Source organism: Pelorhabdus rhamnosifermentans (genome assembly GCF_018835585.1).
Taxonomy (GTDB): domain Bacteria; phylum Bacillota; class Negativicutes; order UMGS1260; family UMGS1260; genus Pelorhabdus; species Pelorhabdus rhamnosifermentans.
The window spans coordinates 42339-61905 of the sequence record NZ_JAHGVE010000008.1 but is presented as its reverse complement, the minus strand read 5'-3'; the positions used below and the strand labels follow the sequence as shown (position 1 = coordinate 61905).

Genomic DNA, 19567 nt, shown 5'->3' with positions numbered 1-19567 from the left:
ACACTAAAGTTATTCAGCACTTTTCCTAAAAATTCCTTCTTTTGCATATTTTTAACTGGAAAATTTATTTATTTTTTTTATGACATATTTCGTACTTTTATACTCTACAAGCAACTCATCTTGCTTGACTAAATCAGACATCACCGTAACACAGGCATCTGGATAATTCTTAGCCCATAAGCAAATATTGCCATTTTTTTGTCCCCGCACTTTTGACAATTGTCTTGCTGCACAATGAATTGTGACGGTTCCACAGGGATTGACTTGCTCCAGCCACGCATCCACACCTTGCCGATACAAATAAGCCTCAACAAGTTCACCAAAGGCCGGATGATAAGGACCTGCAAGCACGACAGAGGTTTTATCAAGCTCCGTCGTCGCTTGCAACCCCGTACGAATGACAGTAATATGATGATTCTCGAAAAGAGTTCGCAGCAAAGCCGTTTGCTCCACCGCTTGCTCCAATGTAAGCGGCTGATAGTGTTGACTCCGATAGAGATCAGCAAGCGGCGTATCTTCTAATACAATGACAGGATAAATTCGAACAAAATCAGGCGCCAAATCAATCGTGCCAATAGCCGTTTGTACAAGAGACAATAAGGTTTCACAAGGTAAGCCAGGCATGAGCTGAATTCCTACCTGAAAGCCTTGTTCTTTAAGCTGCCTGACAGCCAAGCGAACCTGCTCAGCCGTATGTCCGCGCCCAGCCAATTTTAACACATCATTATCAAGGGACTGTACACCTAGTTCCACAGTGGCTACGCCGTTTGATTGAAGCAACGCTAAAATAGCTGGTGTAATACAATCGGGTCGTGTTGAAACACGAATCGTTGCAATTTTTCCGGCGGCAAGCGCCTGTTTTGCTGGTTCTAATAAACGTGCTTGCTCTGTTAAAGACAAAGCCGTAAAACTGCCGCCATAGAAAGCTACCTCAATATGCCGTGATACGAAATCGAAACGTGATAACCACTCATCTATCACGCTTCGAACATACTCGGGGGTTACCACCTGTTCTTGACCGGTAATCTCATGCTGATTGCAAAATATGCATTGATGAGGACAACCATAATGAGGGATAAAGATAGGAATAATAGTATTTTTTTTCAAACAACACTCCCAACCTTTCGTGTGCATTAAGAAAGACGACCCCATGGCCGCCTTTCGTGTACGTAGCTATCCAGTTTATTCACAAATTACGTTCAGCGTCATTAATGCAAGTTTAGCTGCCTGCTGTTCGGCCTCTTTTTTACTTTTGCCAATACCAATGCCAAGCTCCTGATCATTCAAATGAACACTAATTTTAAACACCTTATCATGATCTGGTCCTGTCTGACTAACAACTTCATAACTAATTTTATTATCTGGTGTTCGTTGTGCAACTTCCTGCAACCACGTTTTAAAATCCTTTACATACTCACCTGTTTGGACAAGGGCCAGTTCTTTCGAAAGTAAACGCAACACCATGTCCGTTGTGACTGCAAACCCTTGATCCAAATAAACCGCTGCAATAACCGATTCTAATGTATCAGCCAAAATGGATACACGTTCTCTGCCGCCTGACAGGGCTTCGCCTTTACCAAGCAGTAAATAACGACCAAGATCAGCTTCTGCGGCTTTCTTCGCAAGCGTATGTTCACAGACAAGATTCGCTCTGGCCTTTGTTAGCTCTCCCTCCGTCAATTGCGGAAAGCGTTTAAATAGGTTCTCACTAATAATCAGATCTAAAACAGCATCACCCAAAAACTCTAACCGTTCATTGTGAATAGATCCACTGTGCCGAGCTTCATTGGCATAAGAAGTATGTGTCAGAGCCTGATGAAGCAGCAGTAACTCCTTCATTTCAACTCCAAGAAAGCGAACAAGCCTTGTAAGCTCGGCCCGCCTATGATCATCCAACATCCGTTTCATCATCAATTAAGCTTTAAATTTTTTGGCCAAAACCGTAGCATTGTGTCCACCAAACCCAAAGGAATTGGAGATTGCCACGTTCACTTCTTGCTTACGGGCCTTATTTGGTACATAGTCCAGATCCAATTCAGGATCTGGTTCATCGTAATTGATCGTTGGCGGAAGAATACTTTCTTGAATAGCTAAAACAGAAGCAATAAATTCAATTCCACCTGCTGCTCCAAGCAGATGGCCTGTCATAGATTTCGTTGAGCTAACAGCAAGCTTCTTGGCATGATCACCAAAGAGCGCCTTTATGGCGACTGTTTCATTTTTATCGTTGAGCGATGTCGATGTACCATGCGCATTAATATAATCTACTGCTGTTACATCAAGACCGGCGTCTCTAATGGCGAGTTCCATGCATTTTTTTGCCTGGGCCCCTTCAGGAGCTGGCGAGGTAATATGAAAAGCATCCGCATTAGAGCCATAACCAGCTATCTCGGCATAAATGTGGGCATTACGTGCCTGAGCATGTTCCAGTGATTCTAATATCACTACGCCACTGCCTTCACCCATAACAAAACCATCCCGTCCAAGCGTAAAAGGCCTTGATGCGGTTTCTGGTTCATCATTGCGTGTGGACAAAGCTTTCATCGAACAGAAACCAGCTACAGCTGCTGGAGAAACAGCCGCTTCGCTACCACCAGCAACCATCACATCAGCATCACCGCGTTCAATAATACGATAAGCATCTCCAATGGAATTTGTCCCTGTTGCACAAGCCGTCACAACACATTCACAGGGTCCCTGGAGACCAAAGGTAATGGACGTTTGCCCTGAAGGCATGTTAGCAATCATCATCGGCACAAAAAATGGACTAATACGATTCGGACCTCTGTCAAACAATGTTTTATATTGATCATGAAGCGTTTCAATACCACCAATGCCTGTCCCAATTATAGTACCAATCCGCTCCCGATCTTCTTTATCCAGATCTAGTTTCGAATCTTCCAAAGCCATTTTCGTTGCAGCAATAGCAAACTGCGTACAACGATCCATCCGTTTGGCTTCTTTTTTCTCAATATAGTGAGTCGCATCAAAATCTTTTACTTCCCCAGCAATTTGTGTAGCAAAATCAGTAGGGTCAAATCGGGTAATCCGCGTAATGCCCGATTTTCCAGCAATCAAAGATTGCCAAAACGCATCCTTTCCAATACCAACCGGAGAAATAACACCTAACCCTGTTACGACAACTCTCTTCTTCAAACTAATCACCTCACGTAAACTTTTACTGAATTTTTTCAGCTTCGTTGATTAATCGAGTAAATATTTCTTTGACCGAAAGAATTTCATCTATCTTATGAATGTCCTGGCCGGTAAACACCAGACCGGTCTCTACATCACCTTGCTGAGCTCGAATCAAAGCACTAATAATACAGAAACTTTGCGAGCAGTGTTTCAGGCAGGCTCCGCAAAAATCTGGCGCAGGCTGGGTACCTTCAAGTATTTTCTCAACAAAAGGATTGCGAATCGCCTGACCGGGAAGACCCACAGGGCTTTTAATCACAACCACATCTTCCGCTTTAGCTTTTAAGTAAAACTCTTTTAATGCTGGTGCCGCATTTGATTCTTCACTGGCTGCAAAGCGGCTTCCCATTTGTACACCGGCTCCGCCTAATTTCAATATTTCACAAATATCCTGTCCCGAAATAACTCCACCGGCACCGAGAGCAGGAATCTTTACGGCTTTTACAATATCCGGAAGAATCGTACGAACAGATTGATTGGTTCCTAAATGACCGCCCGCTTCCCTACCTTCAACAACAACGGCTGAAGCACCCAGTTTTTCAGAAATTTTCGCTGCTTTTACCGATGAAACCATAGGTACGATTGGCGTACCTGATTCTCTCCCCATACCAAAAACATCACGTGAAAAGCCGGCACCTGCAACAACCAGATCAATGCCTTCATCTATTGCTGTGTGTACAATACCTGCAAACTGCCGAGCAGCCACCATGATATTTATACCGATAATCCCTTTTGTTAATGATCGTGCGAGACGTATTTCATGTCTCAATTCATCAAAAGTCATACCAGAAGCTGCAATCAAGCCAATACCGCCTTCTTCAGCGACAGCTGCGGCTAATCGAGCAGTAGAAAGACGAATAGCCATCCCTCCCTGCATAATCGGGACCTTTGCTACAAGTTGACCAATTCTAAGTTCTGGAAGTCTCAACTAACAACTCCTCCGTTTCCGTGAAACATTCTCATTAAAAAATCAAGCATTTTTTAAGAAAGTCCCGCGAAAATCTTTTTCCACGGGACTTTTCTTAAAAAACTTTTCAACAAATTAAGCTTGTTTTTCTTTCTCTATGTAGTCAACAGCATCTTTTACAGTCTTGATTTTTTCAGCGATTTCATCTGGAATTTCAATATTGAATTCCTCTTCAAAAGCCATAATCAATTCAACAATATCAAGCGAGTCAGCACCCAAGTCGTCAATGAAAGTAGAGTCAATTGCTACGTCTGCTTCTTCAACGCCGAGTTGTTCAACTACGATTTCTTTTACCTTGTCAAAAGTTGTCATGTACGTCACCTCCTTCCAAAAATAACACTATATAAATTACATTACCATACCGCCATCTACATGAAGTGTCTGACCAGTAATATAACTTGAAAAATCTGAAGCAAGAAACAGCACGGCATTTCCAATATCATCTGGTTGACCGAGTCTTGCAAGTGGTATTTCGCCTGCCATAGTTTCCTTTACTGCATCAGGCAAATCTTTTGTCATGTCTGTAGCAATAAACCCAGGTGCCACAGCATTGACAGTAATATTTCGGGAAGCTAATTCCTTGGCCATAGACTTAGTAAATCCGATAACACCCGCTTTGGCAGCTGCATAATTGGATTGACCGGCATTGCCTGTGACACCTACAACAGATGTCATATTGACAATTTTGCCATAACGCTGTTTCATCATGATTTTTGCAACAGCTTTCGTGCAATAGTATACGCCTTTAAGGTTCGTATTTAGAACAGCATCCCAATCGTCTTCCTTCATACGCATTAACAAATTATCACGCGTGATGCCAGCATTATTCACAAGAATATCAATACGACCAAACTGTTCCAGCGTTTGTTTGATGAGCTCGCCCATATCGCTTGCTTTCGAAACATCGCCTTGAATAAGTATGGCTTCACCATTTAAATGCTGAATGCTCTCAAGCACTTCTTCGGCGGCTTTTACATTTCCTGCATAATTAATTACGACTTTTGCGCCTGCCTGAGCCAGTTTTAATGCTACAGCCCGGCCAATACCCCGTGAAGCTCCAGTAACAATTGCCACTTTACCGCCTAAATGCATTTTAGCGAACCTCCTTGAAATAATCAAGGCTTTTTTCGAGTGATGCCAAATCTTCCACATTAAGCGTATGAACCTCTTTAGCAATTTTCTTCGTTAATCCTGTAAGAACTTTTCCTGGACCTACTTCGATCATTTCTGTTACACCATATTCCTCTATCGTCGCGATGCAGTCTTCCCAGAGAACTGGGCTAGCGGCCTGTTTGACTAAGGAAGATTTAATTTCCTCGCTTGAGCTCAAAATTTTGCCAGTCACATTGGCTACAACAGGTATGATTGTATCAGAAATTTTCACATTGTCCAGCTCTTTTGCTAATTTTTCGGCAGCTGGTTTCATTAACGTGCTATGAAAAGGTGCACTAACAGGCAAGATAATAGCCCGTTTCGCACCAGCAGCCTTGAGTGCTTCAGCCGCTTTTTCCACACCCCTACTAGAACCTGCAATAACAATTTGTCCAGGACAATTATAATTTACAGGCTGCACAACGTCACCCGTTAGTTCAATTGTCTTACAAACTTCCTCCACACCCTCACGGTTCAAGCCTATAATAGCTGCCATACCGCCTTGACCCAAGGGAACAGCTTCTTGCATATACTGTCCGCGTTTACGAACAAGACGCACGGCATCAGCGAACGTTAAGGCTCCTGCAGCCACTAATGCACAATATTCACCTAAGCTATGTCCTGCTGTAATGACCGGCTCAATGCCCTTTTCTTTGAGCACCGCAAAACAAGCCAGACTCATCGTTAAAATAGCTGGTTGGGTATTATAGGTTTTCCGTAATTCTTCTTCCGGTCCATTGAAACACAGGTTGGTAATTGAAAATCCCAGTGCATCGTCGGCTTGCTCAAAAATCTGTTTTGCGGCTGAAAAATTGTCATAAAATTCTTTTCCCATTCCCACAGTCTGAGAACCTTGTCCTGGAAAAACGAAAGCAATTTTACCCATTATATCCTCTCCCTATTTAAAACATTGTATTTAATCGCGACATCACTTGAGGAATGCCGCCTACAATATCTTGAATAATTTGGGCAACAGGCTTAATTTCATTAACCATGCCGGCAATTTGCCCAATCATGACGGAACCATAAGTTACATCGCCTTCACGAGCCGCCGCTCGTAATTTACCTGCACCAATCCGATCAAATTCTTCATTTGTCGCACCGCTGTGTTCCATGGCTTCTAACTGCCGTGTAAGTTTATTGGCAATTACGCGCACTGGATGGCCTGTAGATAATCCTGTTACAACAGTGGAACGATCTCTTGCCTTAAGAACTGCTTGTTTATAATTCTCATGAGCCATGCATTCAGAAGATGCCACAAATCGCGTACCAATTTGCACGCCTTGTGCGCCAAGGGCCATAGCAGCCACAAGGCCACGGGCATCGCCAATACCGCCTGCTGCAATGACAGGAACAGAAATGGCATCCACTACCTGTGGTACAAGAGCCATTGTCGAAACAGAACCGACATGTCCACCACTTTCTGTGCCTTCGGCAATAATGGCCGCCACGCCGACGCGTTCTAAACGTTTGGCAAGCGCCACAGAAGCAACAACCGGAATGACTTTTGTATTAATTTCCTTTAAAGCTGGAATATATTCACCAGGATTGCCAGCCCCAGTGGTAATAACAGGCACTTTTTCATCAATCACTACTTGCATAACTTCCCTAACAAAGGGAGACATGAGCATAATATTGACACCAAAAGGTTTATTTGTCATCAATTTTGCTTTGCGGATTTCACTGCGTAAGACATCGGCAGGCATTTGTCCGGAACCGATTACTCCAAGTGCACCGGCGTTTGATACTGCAGCAGCTAATTCAGCTGTGGCCACCCAAGCCATTCCGCCCTGCATGATGGGGTATTCAATCTGCAGTAATTCACAGATGTCCGTTTTACCCAATAGTATGATCCCCCTTGTTCCATTTTATTACTGCTGAGGCCCAGGTAAGTCCTGCGCCAAATCCGACAAGAACAACTACATTACCTTGTTTAATTGCACCCGAATGAAATGCTTCATCAAGAGCAATAGGAATCGAAGCAGCCGATGTATTTCCATATTTATCAAGATTAATTACAACTTTCTCTAGCGGCACTTTAAGACGTTTGGCAGCCGATTGAATAATACGAATATTGGCCTGATGAGGCACAAGAACATCGACATCACTCCGCGTGAGTCCTGCCCTTTCCAACGCCTTCAGTGCTGCTGAGCCCATAATCTTAATAGCAAACTTAAACACTTCATTGCCACTCATCGACACATAATGCTGTCTTTGGTCAACAGTTGAATGACTGGCTGGTATACGTGAACCACCAGCAGGCAACTTTAACAGCTCACCACCATGACCGTCAGCACCTAACTCACTGCCAAGCAACCCATAGCCTTCCTCTACTTCACCGAGCACTGCGGCTCCGGCACCATCACCAAACAGAACACACGTATTGCGATCAGTCCAGTCTAAGATACGCGACAACGTTTCAGCGCCAATAACAAGAACTTTCTTGTATAACCCTGATTGAATAAATTGTGAACCTGTAATAAAACCATAAACAAAGCCGGAACAACCTGCTGTAAGATCAAAAGCAGCAGCATGCTTTGCCCCGATTCTCTCTTGCACTAAACAAGCTGTCGAAGGAAAAGACATATCAGGCGTCGCTGTAGCAACAATAACCAAATCAATCTCTTCAGCTGCAACGCCTGCATCATTCAGGGCCTTTTGAGCCGCAAATACAGCCATATCTGATGTGGCTTCACCATCAGCTGCAATTCTTCTCGATTTAATTCCGGTTCGTTCCACAATCCACTCATCATTTGTATTGACAAGTTTTTCTAAATCTTTATTTGTCATTTCATGCTCAGGAACATAAGAACCTATTCCAATAATACCGACTGACTTATTCTTCATCATGCGTACAAGCACCCTCTTTCGCAAGGCTTTCGCGGATATGTTCTACCACTTTCTTTTCTGAAAATTCATGGGCTACACGAATTGCATTTTTAATTGCCCTAGCTTTCGAACTTCCGTGACAAATAATAAATCCACCATTTACACCTAGCAAAGGAGCACCGCCGTATTCTGCATAATCCATTTTCTTTTTCAGTTTTTTTAAAGCTGGCAGAATCATTAAAGAAGCGATTTTTGTTAATAATCCACTGGCTTTAATTGCTTCTTTAATTAATTGCAAAATAGTTTTAGCAAAACCTTCGCCTACTTTGAGCACCACATTGCCGACAAAACCATCACAAACAACGACATCCACATTACCACGGAACACATCACGACCCTCAACATTGCCAATAAACCGAATGGTTTTTAATTGTTGTAATAAGGGATACGTCGCAAGTGTTAATTCATTTCCCTTTGTTTCTTCTTCACCAATATTTAATAGTCCTACTCCAGGGTCTTTTATATTTAACACATATTCTGTATAAATAGAGCCCATAATCGCACTCTGCACTAAATGTTTTGGTTTACTGTCCACATTAGCACCCGAATCAAGCAATACCGTCGTACCTGTATGATTCGGAATCGGTGTAGCGATAGAAGGACGTTCAATTCCCTGAATTCGCCCCAGACCAAATAAGGCCGCAGCAACTGCTGCACCTGTACTTCCTGCAGAAATAACGACATCACAAGTGCCATCTTTTACAAGCTTTGTCGCCACAACGACAGACGCATCTTTCTTTTTACGTACTGCCGCGCCAGGATGGTCATGCATCGTAATCACTTCGCTAGCATGATGAACAGTAATCGCACCGTTTGGACTTACACCCTGTTTCTTTAGTTCCTGCTCAATTAGCTCTTGATCACCAACCAACACGATTTCACAAGATACTACTTTTAAAGCTTCAATAGCTCCTAATATGATTTCTCGAGGCGCAAAATCGCCTCCCATGGCATCAATCGCAACCTTCATTAATAATCTCCCTTCATTGCCCGAAACTAACCATCTTGCGTTGGAGGTTATGAACGATCAAGTGAAACCATGATAAACTTCGCTCGAAATACCTCTTGATTTTCAATCCGCGTTTTTACCCATACAAAATACTTATTGCCGCGTTTTTTTACAATTTCGGCCTTAGCGATTAATCGATCGCCAATATGTATGGGAATTTTATATTTGATATTCGCCACACCTGTCACTGCAACGGGTGCATCAATGACAGCCAAGGCGAGTGAATTTGCTTGGGCATAAATAAAATGGCCTCTTGCCACGCGCGTTTTTTCAAATACCATTTCATCCGTTACATTCATTAGCGAAATGCCTGTTTTTCCCAATTCCAAATCAATGAGTTCACCAACAACTTCTGCGCTGCCAATCGATTTGATCTTTTCTTGGGCCGAATGGGCCATCTGCTTAATACGTTCACGCAACTCTGGTATACCCAGTTCCATCCGATCTAATCGAATCGTCTGTACACTGACAGATAATAGCTGCGCCAGTTCCTCATCTTTAAGAAATGGGCTGTGATCCAGTTCATCTTTCAGCCTCAATTGCCGTATTTTTTTTTTCATTCCTGCCATAGAATCACCTAATAACTTTATCAACAACTTTTATTACCTGTTACTAATATAAATTATAACTAGAGTAGTACAAAAAAGCAAGCAAAAACAACTACGCAAAAAAATGAACAAGACAAAGGTTAGCTGCCTTTTATCTTGCTCATCACAAAAAATATTATTCAGCTGTTACAACTGCTTTTCCGTTATAAAAACCACACTCTGGACATACGCGGTGAGGCATTTTCGGTTGATGACACTGCGGGCACTCAATCAGTTGGGGAACAGTAAGTTTCCAATTCGCACGACGCGCATCACGACGAGCTTTGGACATTTTACGTTTTGGAACTGCCATGAAATATACACCTCCTCATTAGGGTTAACTATTTTCTTGTATAAGCTGACTTAAAACTGCTAGACGAGGATCTACAGTTGTCAGAGTACAATTACATCTTGTTTTGTTACGATTAACACCACATATCGGGCACAAGCCCAAACAGTCTTCACTGCAAAGTGGCTGAAGCGGCTCATTTAATAATAGATGTTCGCGTACAATCTCATCTAACTTGATTGCATCGCCCTCATAAGTCAAAAAGTCATCTTTTGATTGCTCTGAACTTAAGAGCAGATCTTGTTCCCGAAAGCACTCATCAAATGCAATTTTCTCTTTCCGTTGAAAAGCTTCAAGGCAACGATTACACTCATAGTGACTACAAGCTTCGATAGTTCCCTCAACTAATAAACTGTCACCTAAGTTGATAACACTACCTGTCACAATCATTTCACCTTCGTAAGGAGACTCATCACCCAAATCTAATTGATCTGCTGTGATAGTAAATCGAAAAGATTGCTTTTGACCTAATTCTTTTTTCACTTGCAGTACAGAAATAAGCAACACGCTCACCTCAACATTTTTATATTATAGCCAGAGCGAAAAGTTTTGTCAAGTAAAAAGGCTTGACTGTCTTATTTTTTTAAGGGATTACAAATTTCATTCGTATCACGCGCAATCATTAATTCTTCATTTGTTGGAATAAGCAGCACTTGTACTTTTGCATTTTGGGCACTGAGATTGGTTTCTTTACCACGAACTTGATTTTTTTCATGATCAATAAAAACGCCCAAGAATTCAAGGTTTTCACAAATTTTCTCACGCATTGTTGCCGAATTTTCACCGAGTCCCGCTGTAAAGACAATGACATCAACGCCACCCATTGCTGCTGCATAGGATCCGATGTATTTCCGTACTTTATAAGCAAAAATGTCCAGTGCCAAACCAGCCCGTTCATTGCCTTCATGATAAGCTTCTTCAATATCACGGAAATCACTGGATACGCCGGAAATTCCCAGCACCCCGGATTTTTTATTTAAATAACTATCAACCTCGTCGCCTGTCATATGGGCTTTTTTCATTAAAAAGGGAATAATGGCTGGATCAATAACGCCGCTACGCGTTCCCATCACTAATCCTTCTAGTGGCGTAAAGCCCATACTTGTATCCATACATTTACCATTTTTTACAGCAGCAACACTGGAACCATTACCTAAATGGCAAGTGATCATTTTGAGTTCACTCATCGGCTTGCCAAGCATAGCAGCTGCACGCTGTGAAACAAACTTGTGTGACGTACCATGGAATCCATACCGACGTAGACCATATTTAATATAGGCATCATAAGGCAGACCATAAAGGAAACTATATTTTGGCATCGTTTGATGAAAAGCCGTATCAAAGACAGCCACATGAGGTACATTAGGCATTACTTCTTTACAAGCATTAATACCTGCAATATTTGGCGGATTATGTAATGGCGCCATATCAATGCATTCTTCAATGCCATGCATAACATCAGGCGTAATCAGAACAGAGGCCGAGAATTTTTCACCGCCGTGAACGACACGATGTCCAACAGCTCCAATTTCATCCATACTTTTAATGACACCATAATCAGGATTGACAAAGGCACCCAGAACAAGCTTAATGCCCACTGTATGAGTCGGCATATCTGTCTTAATAACAACTTTATCATGACCAGTTGGCTGATGGGTAAGCACGGATCCTTCCATGCCAATTCTTTCGACAAGTCCTTTGGCTACAACTGATTCGTCTTTCATATCAACCAATTGATATTTAATCGACGAGCTTCCACAATTTACAACTAATATTTTCATGAAAATCCTCCTTAAAAATAATACACATAAAACATAATTTAGAACCTAACTATATATTCTTCGACATAAAAGGAATTTTTCCTTTTCCCGTTAGCTTTACTTTTTACAGCAGTCAGTATAATTTCTTCTCTTTCATCTGTTATAATAGACATACCCTATTTAGAGAAAAGGAGGCCCCGTTTATATGGGAGCTGTCGGTATTATTGTTGAATATAATCCCTTTCATTACGGTCACGAATTTCACATCAAAGAAGCTCGGCGTTTATCTCAGCAAGAAGACGTCATTGCTGTCATGAGCGGTTCTTTCGTTCAACGGGGTGAGCCGGCTATTATTGACAAGTGGTATCGTGCCCATATGGCCATTGCCTCAGGAGTCGACTTGGTCTTAGAACTCCCAATCGTTTTTTCCTTGCGCAGTGCGCAATATTTTTCAGCAGGTGCCATTAAGTTGCTGCAAGCACTCGGCTGCGTTAGTCACATCTGTTTCGGCGCTGAAGAAACGCAGCTAACAAAGCTCATGCAAGCTGCCCAGTTGACAAATAAACCAGAGACAATTGCCAGTCTTAAATTAAGAATGCGCCAAACAGGTCGATCCTATGCCTCCATCTTAACTGAAATGATTCAATCGGTTACAGGAGCCAAACTGTCACCAAATAATATTTTAGCTATTGAATATTTACGTGCTCTTCATGATTTTGCGCCACAGTTAGCGCCACTCTTAGTCAATCGCCAAGGTGCTGCCTATCATGATAAAACGCTTTCCAAGCCTTGTGCCAGTGCCACAGCCATTCGTAAAGCCATCGTCGATGAAGTCCCGTTTTCTTCTATCAAAGCAGCCATGCCTGTAGCTACTTTTGACTTACTTCAACAAGGCTTACAGCATCAACAAGGCCCTGCCACACTCAATGCCTTGGCCAAACCTATTGTAACGTCACTCCGCCAATGTTCCTTAGATGAACTTGCGCTGCAAGCTGAAATGATCGAAGGTATTCATCATAAAATAAAACGCGCTGCCCTTGCTGCAACAGACTGGAACTCCCTGCTGGCAGGTATTGTATCGAAGCGCTATGCGCCAGCAAAAATTAAGCGCATTTTATTATACACCCTCCTGCACGTAACTAATAAAGAACTTCTGGCCTTTGATGAAAGTGGACCCTTATACGCAAGAGTGCTCGCTTTTAACGAACGTGGACGGGCACTACTAAAAAAAATGGAGCAATCAAGTTCACTACCGGCTATTGTAAAAACGGCCCATTTTTTAAACAGCCACTCCCTTGATAAGCCCCAATCTCCCCTCGAAAAAATGTTAGCCTTAGATATCCACGCAAGTAATTTACACGGATTATGTCTTCCTACAAATCATTGGCAACCAGGAAATCAAGATTTTATACGATCTCCCTTATATATCCATTAAGGTGACCTTACTTATCAACAAGTAATTCTTTGATTTGATCCACTGCCGCTTGTGCCGCTTTTTCACCTGCTACAATACATTCATTGGCAGCTTCAAAATCACTAGGTGGAATATGCGACAGCTCCGGGCGAATGACCAAATTGCAATGTTGCTGCCTGTGTTTAAAAATTTCTCGTTCCATCATATCAATAGATTGTAAGATAACATCAAACATATTCGTCAAACTACAGACGCTATTGGAATGAACAAGATCGACAGCAATGACAATATCGGCTCCCATTTGCTTGACGACATCAATGGGCGTCGGATTTAGCACGGCTCCGTCTACAAATAAGCGACTTCCAAGCACATAGGGGACAAAAATACCAGGTATGGAAATGCTGGCTCGCACAGCGTCAGCAATATCACCTGTCTTGAAAATTTCTTCCCGACAGTTCGTAAGGTCTGTCGCGACAACAGCTAGTGGGATTTTCAGTTGTTCAAAAGACTGGCGTTTGGTCAGTACACGTACTATTTCAAGCAATTTATCACCAGCCACAATACCTAGTTTGGGAACAACGAAATCCAGCCAGTAACTGCGATTCAAATGCCTGCTAAGCTTGGCCATCATATCAAGGTCCATACCCGAACAAAATAACGCACCAATTAAACTGCCAATGCTACAACCCGCGATCATATCAATGGGTACCTTTTCTCGCACCAAAACTTTCAATACACCAATATGGGCAAGCCCCCTCAGTCCACCGGAACCCAGCGCTAAACCAACTTTCGCCTTCATGACTACCTACCCCTCCTGTTTAACACTTCACTGTCAGCTTTTAGTTATATCCAATCCAGGCTATCAATATATATATATTACATGCCTGGTTCAGATAGAGGAGGGATTTTTTCATGAAGTTATTGCCCTATTTAGTGGCATTCTCCGCTTGTTTTATGACTATTGCCATGGTGGAATATCCGAAGGATACCTTTGACTCCGCTGTCATGGGCCTTAATTTATGGTGGAATGTCGTATTTCCCGCACTCCTTCCCTTTTTTATCTTATCTGAAATCCTCATGGGACTGGGTATTGTTCATTTCATCGGCGTGCTACTCGAACCGCTGATGCGCCCCCTCTTTAATGTTCCAGGAATTGGAGCTTTTGCAATAATTACGAATTGGTACTAATGAATTTCAGCAATATGAGGAGGATATTTATATGAAGGAAAATGAAAATACTTCACATTTGCCATGGACAAGCATTATCGTGAAGGGGCAGAAATCATTGACGTTGCTATAGCCATTACGCAGTCGTGTGGGCTGTATAGTAAAAAAGCATATGAGATAGTCGTTATGATATTTAAAACTTCCAGCAAAATAGTTGGAGGCTTCTTGCTGCAGGCAGGAATATTATCTCAGACGCAGTATTTTATAACTAAGGTAAAAAAACATTATAGAAAAGAAGGTCTAAGATATGGCAAACGAAACTATTGTTCAGTGCGCAATATGCAAGCAACCACAAAAAGTGGACATTCAAAATTTGAACCACATAATTGAAGAGAACAATAATAAACATAACGATAAATTTCCTGCTATTACTGCTCTCAAGGCAGACTGTGAATTTATTTGCGCTGATTGTGTTAATACCGAAGAATATCGCAATAATTATTTTTACGCTAAAGATAAACCGCATGTTGCGTTAACAGAAAAATCAAAAGTAGTATAACAATTTTTATCTTTTAATCTCAATCTTTATCTTCGCTTGTTTCACGCCGTTGGTCAACACACCAACGGCTTTTCTTATGCGTTCTAGCGTTTGCTCGGATTGAAATAGTACCACCTCTTATGTCTTTACCTTGGCTTCATATATTGATACGATCTAACACTTAAATTTTCCATCAAAATAGTTGAAGGTCTAAAAAACATTTTTCTACCTTATTAATATTTTTCTCTTACCATAAAATCATCGGCATTTTGATCAAGATATATTTAAATTGATAAAATAATATGTTTTTTTAGAGAAAACAATGTATAATGTCATAATATAGTAAAATTTCCGAGGTGATGTTATGTTATTTAATTCATACGAATTTATTTTTGTCTTTTTACCAATTGCATTATTAGTTTATTTCATGTTAGCAAAATTTAAATTGACCAAACTTGCGACAGTTTCACTTGTTATTGCTTCGTTAGTGTTCTATTCATATTGGGACATAAGATATTTACCGCTAATACTGGGTTCAATAGCATTTAACTATACGATTGGTTCCTTTATAGAAAAAACACGAAATAAACATTTACTCGCTTTTGCTATTTTAGCAAATTTATTTTTATTAGGTTACTTTAAATACGCTGCCTTCTTCATGCAGTCTTTTAATGATATACTTGGCACTTCACTTTTTATTCCCAAAATAACGTTACCCCTAGGTATCTCATTTTTTACTTTTACCCAAATTGCTTATTTAGTAGATGCTTATCGTGGTGAAACTCAAAAATATAGTTTACTTACATATAGCCTGTTTGTAACGGTATTTCCTCACCTAATAGCTGGGCCTATTTTATATCATAAAGATATGATACCGCAGTTCTCTAAGTTGAAAAATTTTGTTTTTTCACAAAAGAATATGGCATTAGGAATATCTATGTTTAGTATGGGTTTATTTAAAAAAGTTATAATTGCGGACCAATTGGCACCGTGGGTTAACGTCGTATTTAATAATGCCGATAAGGTAAGTTTTATTGAGGCATGGACTGGAGCAATAGGATATACTTTGCAATTATACTTTGACTTTTCCGGTTACTCTGAAATGGCTATTGGGTTGGGACTCATGTTTAATCTTTCGCTACCAATTAATTTTAATTCGCCGTATAAAGCGACATCGATTATTGATTTTTGGCGTAGATGGCATATTACTTTATCTGCATTTCTAAAAAACTACTTGTATATACCTCTAGGAGGTAACAGAAATGGTGAAATAAATCGAATTCGCAACCTATTACTAACTATGCTACTTGGCGGATTATGGCATGGGGCAGGCTGGACTTTTGTTATATGGGGAGGGCTGCATGGCTGTTACTTGGTAATAAATCACCTGTGGATAAGAGCAGGATATTCTTTACCGAAATTGTTGGCATGGTTATTTACTTTTATTAGTGTAGTCATTGCTTGGGTATTCTTTCGATCCAGTACTGTTTCAAACGCTTTACAGATAACAGCTACAATGTTAGGAGCTCAAGGAGTTACTTTCCCATTTAAATATGAAATAAAACTTACTATCCTCAAAAATTTCGGTGTTCACTTTGCAAATCTTCCGTATTTAGTTTCAGGGTCAATGGAAATTGTTATTATCGCAGTTATTTTGATATTTGCCATTACAATAGAAGATAGTCAAAGAGTATTACGCAATTTCAAACCATCAATTGCGTGGCTAATTTTAATTAGCACATTTTGTTTAGCAGCTTTGACTAAATTGAATAACGTTTCTGAATTTCTTTACTTTCAATTTTAAGGAGAAATATATGAGTACTTATAAGCAATTCAATATAAAATTTGTTTTTGTTATCATTTTAGGAGCAATAGTTATTATACTAACAAATTATATCGTTGATCCTTACAACATATTTCACACAAAAATTTTACCAAAACAATTTCAAGAAAATGACAGATTTAATAAAGCGGAGTTTTTAAAGTATAATATGAATCGATATAATTCATACATGTTTGGATCATCGAGAATAGGTACTACCGAACCGGCTTTTATCGAAAAGTATATTCCAGAAGCAAAATTCTATAATTATTACGTCTCAGGAGGAACGATGTATGATAATTTGGAGAATATAAAGTCTATTCTTAGCAACGGAGGAACTATTAAAAACATCTATTTACAAGTTGATATTTTAGAAATGTTAACAACATATAAATATAACCCAGATAATTACTTACTTCGTTATGCTCCTCAGGTAATAAATACTAGTCTTCTTAAATATAAGGTTAGCTATCTTACCATATTTCCCTATGAAAGTATAATTGGTAAAATAAAGCAGAATGTTCAAGACGATTTTAATTATGCCCGAGTAGATTATACCACTGGTTGTTGGCATCAAGAATCAAAAGAAAATGCACTAATTAAAGGCCCTGCTAGTTATGTAGAACATGAACTTTCTTTTCATAAAGCTATGCACCGTGATGTCAAAGATGAACATTTGAAAGAAAACCTAAACGACGTTATGCAAATAGTAAATATCTGTAAACAAAATAATATCAATCTCATAATTTTTACTACTCCACACAATCATAGAATGATAGACTCGATAGATATTGATGATTATTTAAAAGTTTTACAGTCACTAGGGAGCATTGTCGATTATTGGGATTTTTCAGGATATAATTCAATAACTAACGATGATACCAATTATTATGAGACAAGTCATTACCGCCCAAAGATTGGTCAAATTATAGCTGCAAAGATATTTAATGATAATAGCAAAACATTGCCAATTGATTTTGGAACTTTTGTGACACATGAAAGCCTTAACTATCATATAGAAAAAAGAAGGGTAGAAATATTAAATCATGATAAAGATAATTCATCTATAAAAAATTAGTTATAACTTATATTACATTCTATAGACATAGAAAAATTACTGCAATAAAAAAAGTCCCCCAACCGGAATAAACCGATTGAGGGACTTTTAAACTGGTCGAAATCGACGGGTTTAGAATGTGGCAATTTTTGATTCGATTTCGGACTTTATTTTATTTATCTCTTTTGATACAAAATACTCAAAAACTGTGATACCAGCAAGTTTAGCGTCAATCAATACACACTCCCAAAAATCTTTACTGTGACGTGAAACCATAAGTTCATGTTTGTAGGCATCTACTTTGCCAATTGCCGTCTGAATTACTGTAGTGATCTGTGAATAAATGTCCGTTAGTACTGTGCTGGAAGTAAGGTCTGAATTTGCTACGCTGGTAGACAATCCAGAGAGTGCAGTTTCAGCAGCCGCTTTAATTGTTTTCCAATCATCGGAAACTGTAGTCGTAGTATTCGATTCTGCGGCTGTGATAGCACTAGCTATCGTTTGCTCGACGGTATTAATCGCGGTTGCGACCAATGTAATTACTCCCTCCACTGTAGCCCCTTCTGTAACCGTCAATTCAGCTTTTCCACTGTTATAGCCAACTAACGCAGCTACAAATTTATAAGCACCATCCGCAAGTCCTGCCACCGAAACTAAGCCGTTTACATCTGTCAACGTTGTGGTTGTGCCAATTCCACTAATTTCATAGCTGATTGCTACCCCTTGTAAAGCTACGCCTTCGCTATTTTTTACAGTAATATTTACATTTCCCATTTTATCGTCTCCTTTAATTTTTTTTATAATCCAACGCATTATGCGCGTGAAAATTGATATAGATTGGTTTTCGACTATACTAATAATCGCCGCCTTTACAGCTTCAATTTCAGCTTGTACGGGTGGCGATTCAGCTAATTTTATTAAATAAGGTGAAATTTGTCTCCCTATTTCGGGAATGTTCATCAGCTACCTCCTTATATTTTTACGGTCAGAGTAGCTTTCGTATTGCCGTGATTATCTTTAGACAACGAAACGCCTGTATTTTTGTTGATACTTAAATCTAACGTTGCAATGGTATTGTTGTCAGTATCATGGTCAATCTCTATTGACGTGTTTGCATTAATTTGATGGATTAAGTCGATTTCTCCATATATTTCGTTAGGCATTAAGATGCACCAATCTAGCAATCGGAATAATATTATCCATCAATATAAGAGGCGTAACATCATCAGCAGGAATACCAGAAATAAAGTCTGGCCTATCGGCACGAATAATACGAGTATCATCTTCCGAACAATCTCCAGTAGCCTCACCATCACCATTTGTCTCTATGCCTGCAATTGTATATAGGAATCCGTTAAATAATGCCCGATAGCCATATTCGCGGCCTGACAGTTCTTGAAACTTAGCTCTGACAGCCTCCATGCTCGAAACATCAAGCTCATACACTCGAACAATTTCAGCAGGATATTTATTTACATCAGATTCAACAAACCCGTTGGCTATAGCTTCACGAAAATGGTCATCAACAATAATGCCACAGTGCGAAGGAACAAATCCTTCTTTCACCGTGGCTTTAAATTCTTCAACTCGTTCTATTGTTTCGCTTACAAATCCGCTACCGTGGACGAAGACAATCTTAATTGTTCCTGTACTCATAT

General features: G+C 40.2%; 23 protein-coding genes. 5 read left to right on the top strand and 18 right to left on the bottom strand.

Annotation, left to right across the window (positions count from 1 at the left end):
- Window positions 1–51: 51 nt before the first annotated feature.
- The 14 genes from Ga0466249_RS11320 to Ga0466249_RS11255 form a co-directional block, all read right to left on the bottom strand.
- A complete protein-coding gene (locus Ga0466249_RS11320; protein ID WP_215829574.1) occupies window positions 52–1107 on the bottom strand; it encodes an elongator complex protein 3 in 1056 nt (351 codons plus the stop codon).
- A 75-nt stretch (window positions 1108–1182) separates the two neighbouring features.
- The gene (gene rnc / locus Ga0466249_RS11315) at window positions 1183–1908 is read right to left on the bottom strand and encodes a ribonuclease III (RefSeq protein WP_376769298.1); all 726 of its coding nucleotides are present in this window, start codon (window positions 1906–1908) and stop codon (window positions 1183–1185) included.
- 6 nt (window positions 1909–1914) lie between these two features.
- Entirely contained in the window at window positions 1915–3156 is a 1242-nt protein-coding gene (gene fabF / locus Ga0466249_RS11310; RefSeq protein ID WP_215829572.1) for a beta-ketoacyl-ACP synthase II, read from the bottom strand.
- 22 nt (window positions 3157–3178) lie between these two features.
- On the bottom strand, window positions 3179–4126 hold the full coding sequence (locus Ga0466249_RS11305) for an NAD(P)H-dependent flavin oxidoreductase (RefSeq protein WP_215829571.1): 948 nt from the start codon (window positions 4124–4126) through the stop codon (window positions 3179–3181).
- Window positions 4127–4240: 114 nt separating this feature from the next.
- Window positions 4241–4477 (bottom strand): acyl carrier protein, encoded by a 237-nt coding sequence (locus Ga0466249_RS11300; protein WP_215829570.1) that lies wholly within the window; start codon window positions 4475–4477, stop codon window positions 4241–4243.
- A gap of 36 nt (window positions 4478–4513) precedes the next feature.
- Window positions 4514–5257 carry a 3-oxoacyl-[acyl-carrier-protein] reductase gene (gene fabG / locus Ga0466249_RS11295; RefSeq protein WP_215829569.1) on the bottom strand — a complete coding sequence of 248 codons (744 nt, stop codon included), beginning with the start codon at window positions 5255–5257 and terminating at the stop codon, window positions 4514–4516.
- Window position 5258: 1 nt separating this feature from the next.
- On the bottom strand, window positions 5259–6203 hold the full coding sequence (gene fabD / locus Ga0466249_RS11290; protein WP_215829568.1) for an ACP S-malonyltransferase: 945 nt from the start codon (window positions 6201–6203) through the stop codon (window positions 5259–5261).
- 16 nt (window positions 6204–6219) lie between these two features.
- Window positions 6220–7161, bottom strand: coding sequence for an enoyl-[acyl-carrier-protein] reductase FabK (fabK, locus tag Ga0466249_RS11285; protein ID WP_215829567.1), 942 nt, complete (start codon window positions 7159–7161; stop codon window positions 6220–6222).
- A complete protein-coding gene (locus Ga0466249_RS11280; RefSeq protein WP_215829721.1) occupies window positions 7154–8164 on the bottom strand; it encodes a beta-ketoacyl-ACP synthase III in 1011 nt (336 codons plus the stop codon). Before Ga0466249_RS11280 ends, fabK begins: the two co-directional genes overlap by 8 nt.
- Entirely contained in the window at window positions 8154–9176 is a 1023-nt protein-coding gene (gene plsX, locus Ga0466249_RS11275) for a phosphate acyltransferase PlsX (RefSeq protein ID WP_215829566.1), read from the bottom strand. Before plsX ends, Ga0466249_RS11280 begins: the two co-directional genes overlap by 11 nt.
- 47 nt (window positions 9177–9223) lie before the next feature.
- Window positions 9224–9784 (bottom strand): transcription factor FapR, encoded by a 561-nt coding sequence (gene fapR / locus Ga0466249_RS11270; RefSeq protein ID WP_215829565.1) that lies wholly within the window; start codon window positions 9782–9784, stop codon window positions 9224–9226.
- Window positions 9785–9938: 154 nt separating this feature from the next.
- Window positions 9939–10115 carry a 50S ribosomal protein L32 gene (gene rpmF / locus Ga0466249_RS11265; RefSeq protein ID WP_215829564.1) on the bottom strand — a complete coding sequence of 59 codons (177 nt, stop codon included), beginning with the start codon at window positions 10113–10115 and terminating at the stop codon, window positions 9939–9941.
- A gap of 24 nt (window positions 10116–10139) precedes the next feature.
- A complete protein-coding gene (locus Ga0466249_RS11260) occupies window positions 10140–10658 on the bottom strand; it encodes a YceD family protein (RefSeq protein ID WP_215829563.1) in 519 nt (172 codons plus the stop codon).
- A 68-nt stretch (window positions 10659–10726) separates the two neighbouring features.
- The gene (locus Ga0466249_RS11255; RefSeq protein WP_215829562.1) at window positions 10727–11932 is read right to left on the bottom strand and encodes an acetate/propionate family kinase; all 1206 of its coding nucleotides are present in this window, start codon (window positions 11930–11932) and stop codon (window positions 10727–10729) included.
- A gap of 184 nt (window positions 11933–12116) precedes the next feature.
- Here Ga0466249_RS11255 and Ga0466249_RS11250 point away from each other — a divergent pair, with 184 nt between their 5' ends.
- Window positions 12117–13346, top strand: a complete 1230-nt coding sequence (locus Ga0466249_RS11250) for a nucleotidyltransferase (RefSeq protein WP_215829561.1) — start codon at window positions 12117–12119, stop codon at window positions 13344–13346.
- A 7-nt stretch (window positions 13347–13353) separates the two neighbouring features.
- Here the strand turns inward: Ga0466249_RS11250 and Ga0466249_RS11245 are convergent, their stop codons facing one another.
- On the bottom strand, window positions 13354–14124 hold the full coding sequence (locus tag Ga0466249_RS11245) for a patatin-like phospholipase family protein (protein ID WP_215829560.1): 771 nt from the start codon (window positions 14122–14124) through the stop codon (window positions 13354–13356).
- Between the two features lie 113 nt (window positions 14125–14237).
- Between Ga0466249_RS11245 and Ga0466249_RS11240 the strand changes: the two genes are divergently transcribed.
- From Ga0466249_RS11240 to Ga0466249_RS11225, 4 genes are all read left to right on the top strand, one after another.
- Entirely contained in the window at window positions 14238–14513 is a 276-nt protein-coding gene (locus tag Ga0466249_RS11240; RefSeq protein WP_246588645.1) for a nucleoside recognition domain-containing protein, read from the top strand.
- 286 nt (window positions 14514–14799) lie between these two features.
- Complete coding sequence (locus Ga0466249_RS11235) at window positions 14800–15051, top strand: hypothetical protein (protein WP_215829559.1); 252 nt, start codon at window positions 14800–14802, stop codon at window positions 15049–15051.
- Between the two features lie 343 nt (window positions 15052–15394).
- Window positions 15395–16834 carry an MBOAT family O-acyltransferase gene (locus Ga0466249_RS11230; protein WP_215829558.1) on the top strand — a complete coding sequence of 480 codons (1440 nt, stop codon included), beginning with the start codon at window positions 15395–15397 and terminating at the stop codon, window positions 16832–16834.
- Between the two features lie 10 nt (window positions 16835–16844).
- The gene (locus tag Ga0466249_RS11225) at window positions 16845–17930 is read left to right on the top strand and encodes a hypothetical protein (protein WP_215829557.1); all 1086 of its coding nucleotides are present in this window, start codon (window positions 16845–16847) and stop codon (window positions 17928–17930) included.
- Between the two features lie 111 nt (window positions 17931–18041).
- On the opposite strand, the gene Ga0466249_RS11220 is transcribed toward Ga0466249_RS11225, so the two are convergent.
- The 3 genes from Ga0466249_RS11220 to Ga0466249_RS11210 are packed head-to-tail and all read right to left on the bottom strand — an operon-like array spanning window position 18042 to window position 19565.
- Window positions 18042–18869, bottom strand: a complete 828-nt coding sequence (locus tag Ga0466249_RS11220) for a carboxypeptidase-like regulatory domain-containing protein (protein WP_215829556.1) — start codon at window positions 18867–18869, stop codon at window positions 18042–18044.
- 11 nt (window positions 18870–18880) lie between these two features.
- On the bottom strand, window positions 18881–19072 hold the full coding sequence (locus Ga0466249_RS11215) for a hypothetical protein (RefSeq protein WP_215829555.1): 192 nt from the start codon (window positions 19070–19072) through the stop codon (window positions 18881–18883).
- On the bottom strand, window positions 19065–19565 hold the full coding sequence (locus tag Ga0466249_RS11210) for a hypothetical protein (RefSeq protein ID WP_215829554.1): 501 nt from the start codon (window positions 19563–19565) through the stop codon (window positions 19065–19067). The genes Ga0466249_RS11215 and Ga0466249_RS11210 overlap by 8 nt, the downstream gene beginning before the upstream one ends.
- Between the last annotated feature and the right edge of the window lie 2 nt (window positions 19566–19567).

What these genes read in the sequence shown, in the direction of transcription:
- rnc (WP_376769298.1), bottom strand. Translation starts at nt 1,908, where the DNA reads ATGAAACGGATGTTGGATGATCATAGGCGGGCCGAGCTTACAAGGCTT.
- Ga0466249_RS11300 (WP_215829570.1), bottom strand. Translation starts at nt 4,477, where the DNA reads ATGACAACTTTTGACAAGGTAAAAGAAATCGTAGTTGAACAACTCGGC.
- fabG (WP_215829569.1), bottom strand. Translation starts at nt 5,257, where the DNA reads ATGCATTTAGGCGGTAAAGTGGCAATTGTTACTGGAGCTTCACGGGGT.
- fabD (WP_215829568.1), bottom strand. Translation starts at nt 6,203, where the DNA reads ATGGGTAAAATTGCTTTCGTTTTTCCAGGACAAGGTTCTCAGACTGTG.
- Ga0466249_RS11280 (WP_215829721.1), bottom strand. Translation starts at nt 8,164, where the DNA reads ATGAAGAATAAGTCAGTCGGTATTATTGGAATAGGTTCTTATGTTCCT.
- plsX (WP_215829566.1), bottom strand. Translation starts at nt 9,176, where the DNA reads ATGAAGGTTGCGATTGATGCCATGGGAGGCGATTTTGCGCCTCGAGAA.
- fapR (WP_215829565.1), bottom strand. Translation starts at nt 9,784, where the DNA reads ATGGCAGGAATGAAAAAAAAAATACGGCAATTGAGGCTGAAAGATGAA.
- rpmF (WP_215829564.1), bottom strand. Translation starts at nt 10,115, where the DNA reads ATGGCAGTTCCAAAACGTAAAATGTCCAAAGCTCGTCGTGATGCGCGT.
- Ga0466249_RS11255 (WP_215829562.1), bottom strand. Translation starts at nt 11,932, where the DNA reads ATGAAAATATTAGTTGTAAATTGTGGAAGCTCGTCGATTAAATATCAA.
- Ga0466249_RS11250 (WP_215829561.1), top strand. Translation starts at nt 12,117, where the DNA reads ATGGGAGCTGTCGGTATTATTGTTGAATATAATCCCTTTCATTACGGT.
- Ga0466249_RS11245 (WP_215829560.1), bottom strand. Translation starts at nt 14,124, where the DNA reads ATGAAGGCGAAAGTTGGTTTAGCGCTGGGTTCCGGTGGACTGAGGGGG.
- Ga0466249_RS11240 (WP_246588645.1), top strand. Translation starts at nt 14,238, where the DNA reads ATGAAGTTATTGCCCTATTTAGTGGCATTCTCCGCTTGTTTTATGACT.
- Ga0466249_RS11235 (WP_215829559.1), top strand. Translation starts at nt 14,800, where the DNA reads ATGGCAAACGAAACTATTGTTCAGTGCGCAATATGCAAGCAACCACAA.
- Ga0466249_RS11230 (WP_215829558.1), top strand. Translation starts at nt 15,395, where the DNA reads ATGTTATTTAATTCATACGAATTTATTTTTGTCTTTTTACCAATTGCA.
- Ga0466249_RS11225 (WP_215829557.1), top strand. Translation starts at nt 16,845, where the DNA reads ATGAGTACTTATAAGCAATTCAATATAAAATTTGTTTTTGTTATCATT.
- Ga0466249_RS11220 (WP_215829556.1), bottom strand. Translation starts at nt 18,869, where the DNA reads ATGAACATTCCCGAAATAGGGAGACAAATTTCACCTTATTTAATAAAA.
- Ga0466249_RS11215 (WP_215829555.1), bottom strand. Translation starts at nt 19,072, where the DNA reads ATGCCTAACGAAATATATGGAGAAATCGACTTAATCCATCAAATTAAT.
- Ga0466249_RS11210 (WP_215829554.1), bottom strand. Translation starts at nt 19,565, where the DNA reads ATGAGTACAGGAACAATTAAGATTGTCTTCGTCCACGGTAGCGGATTT.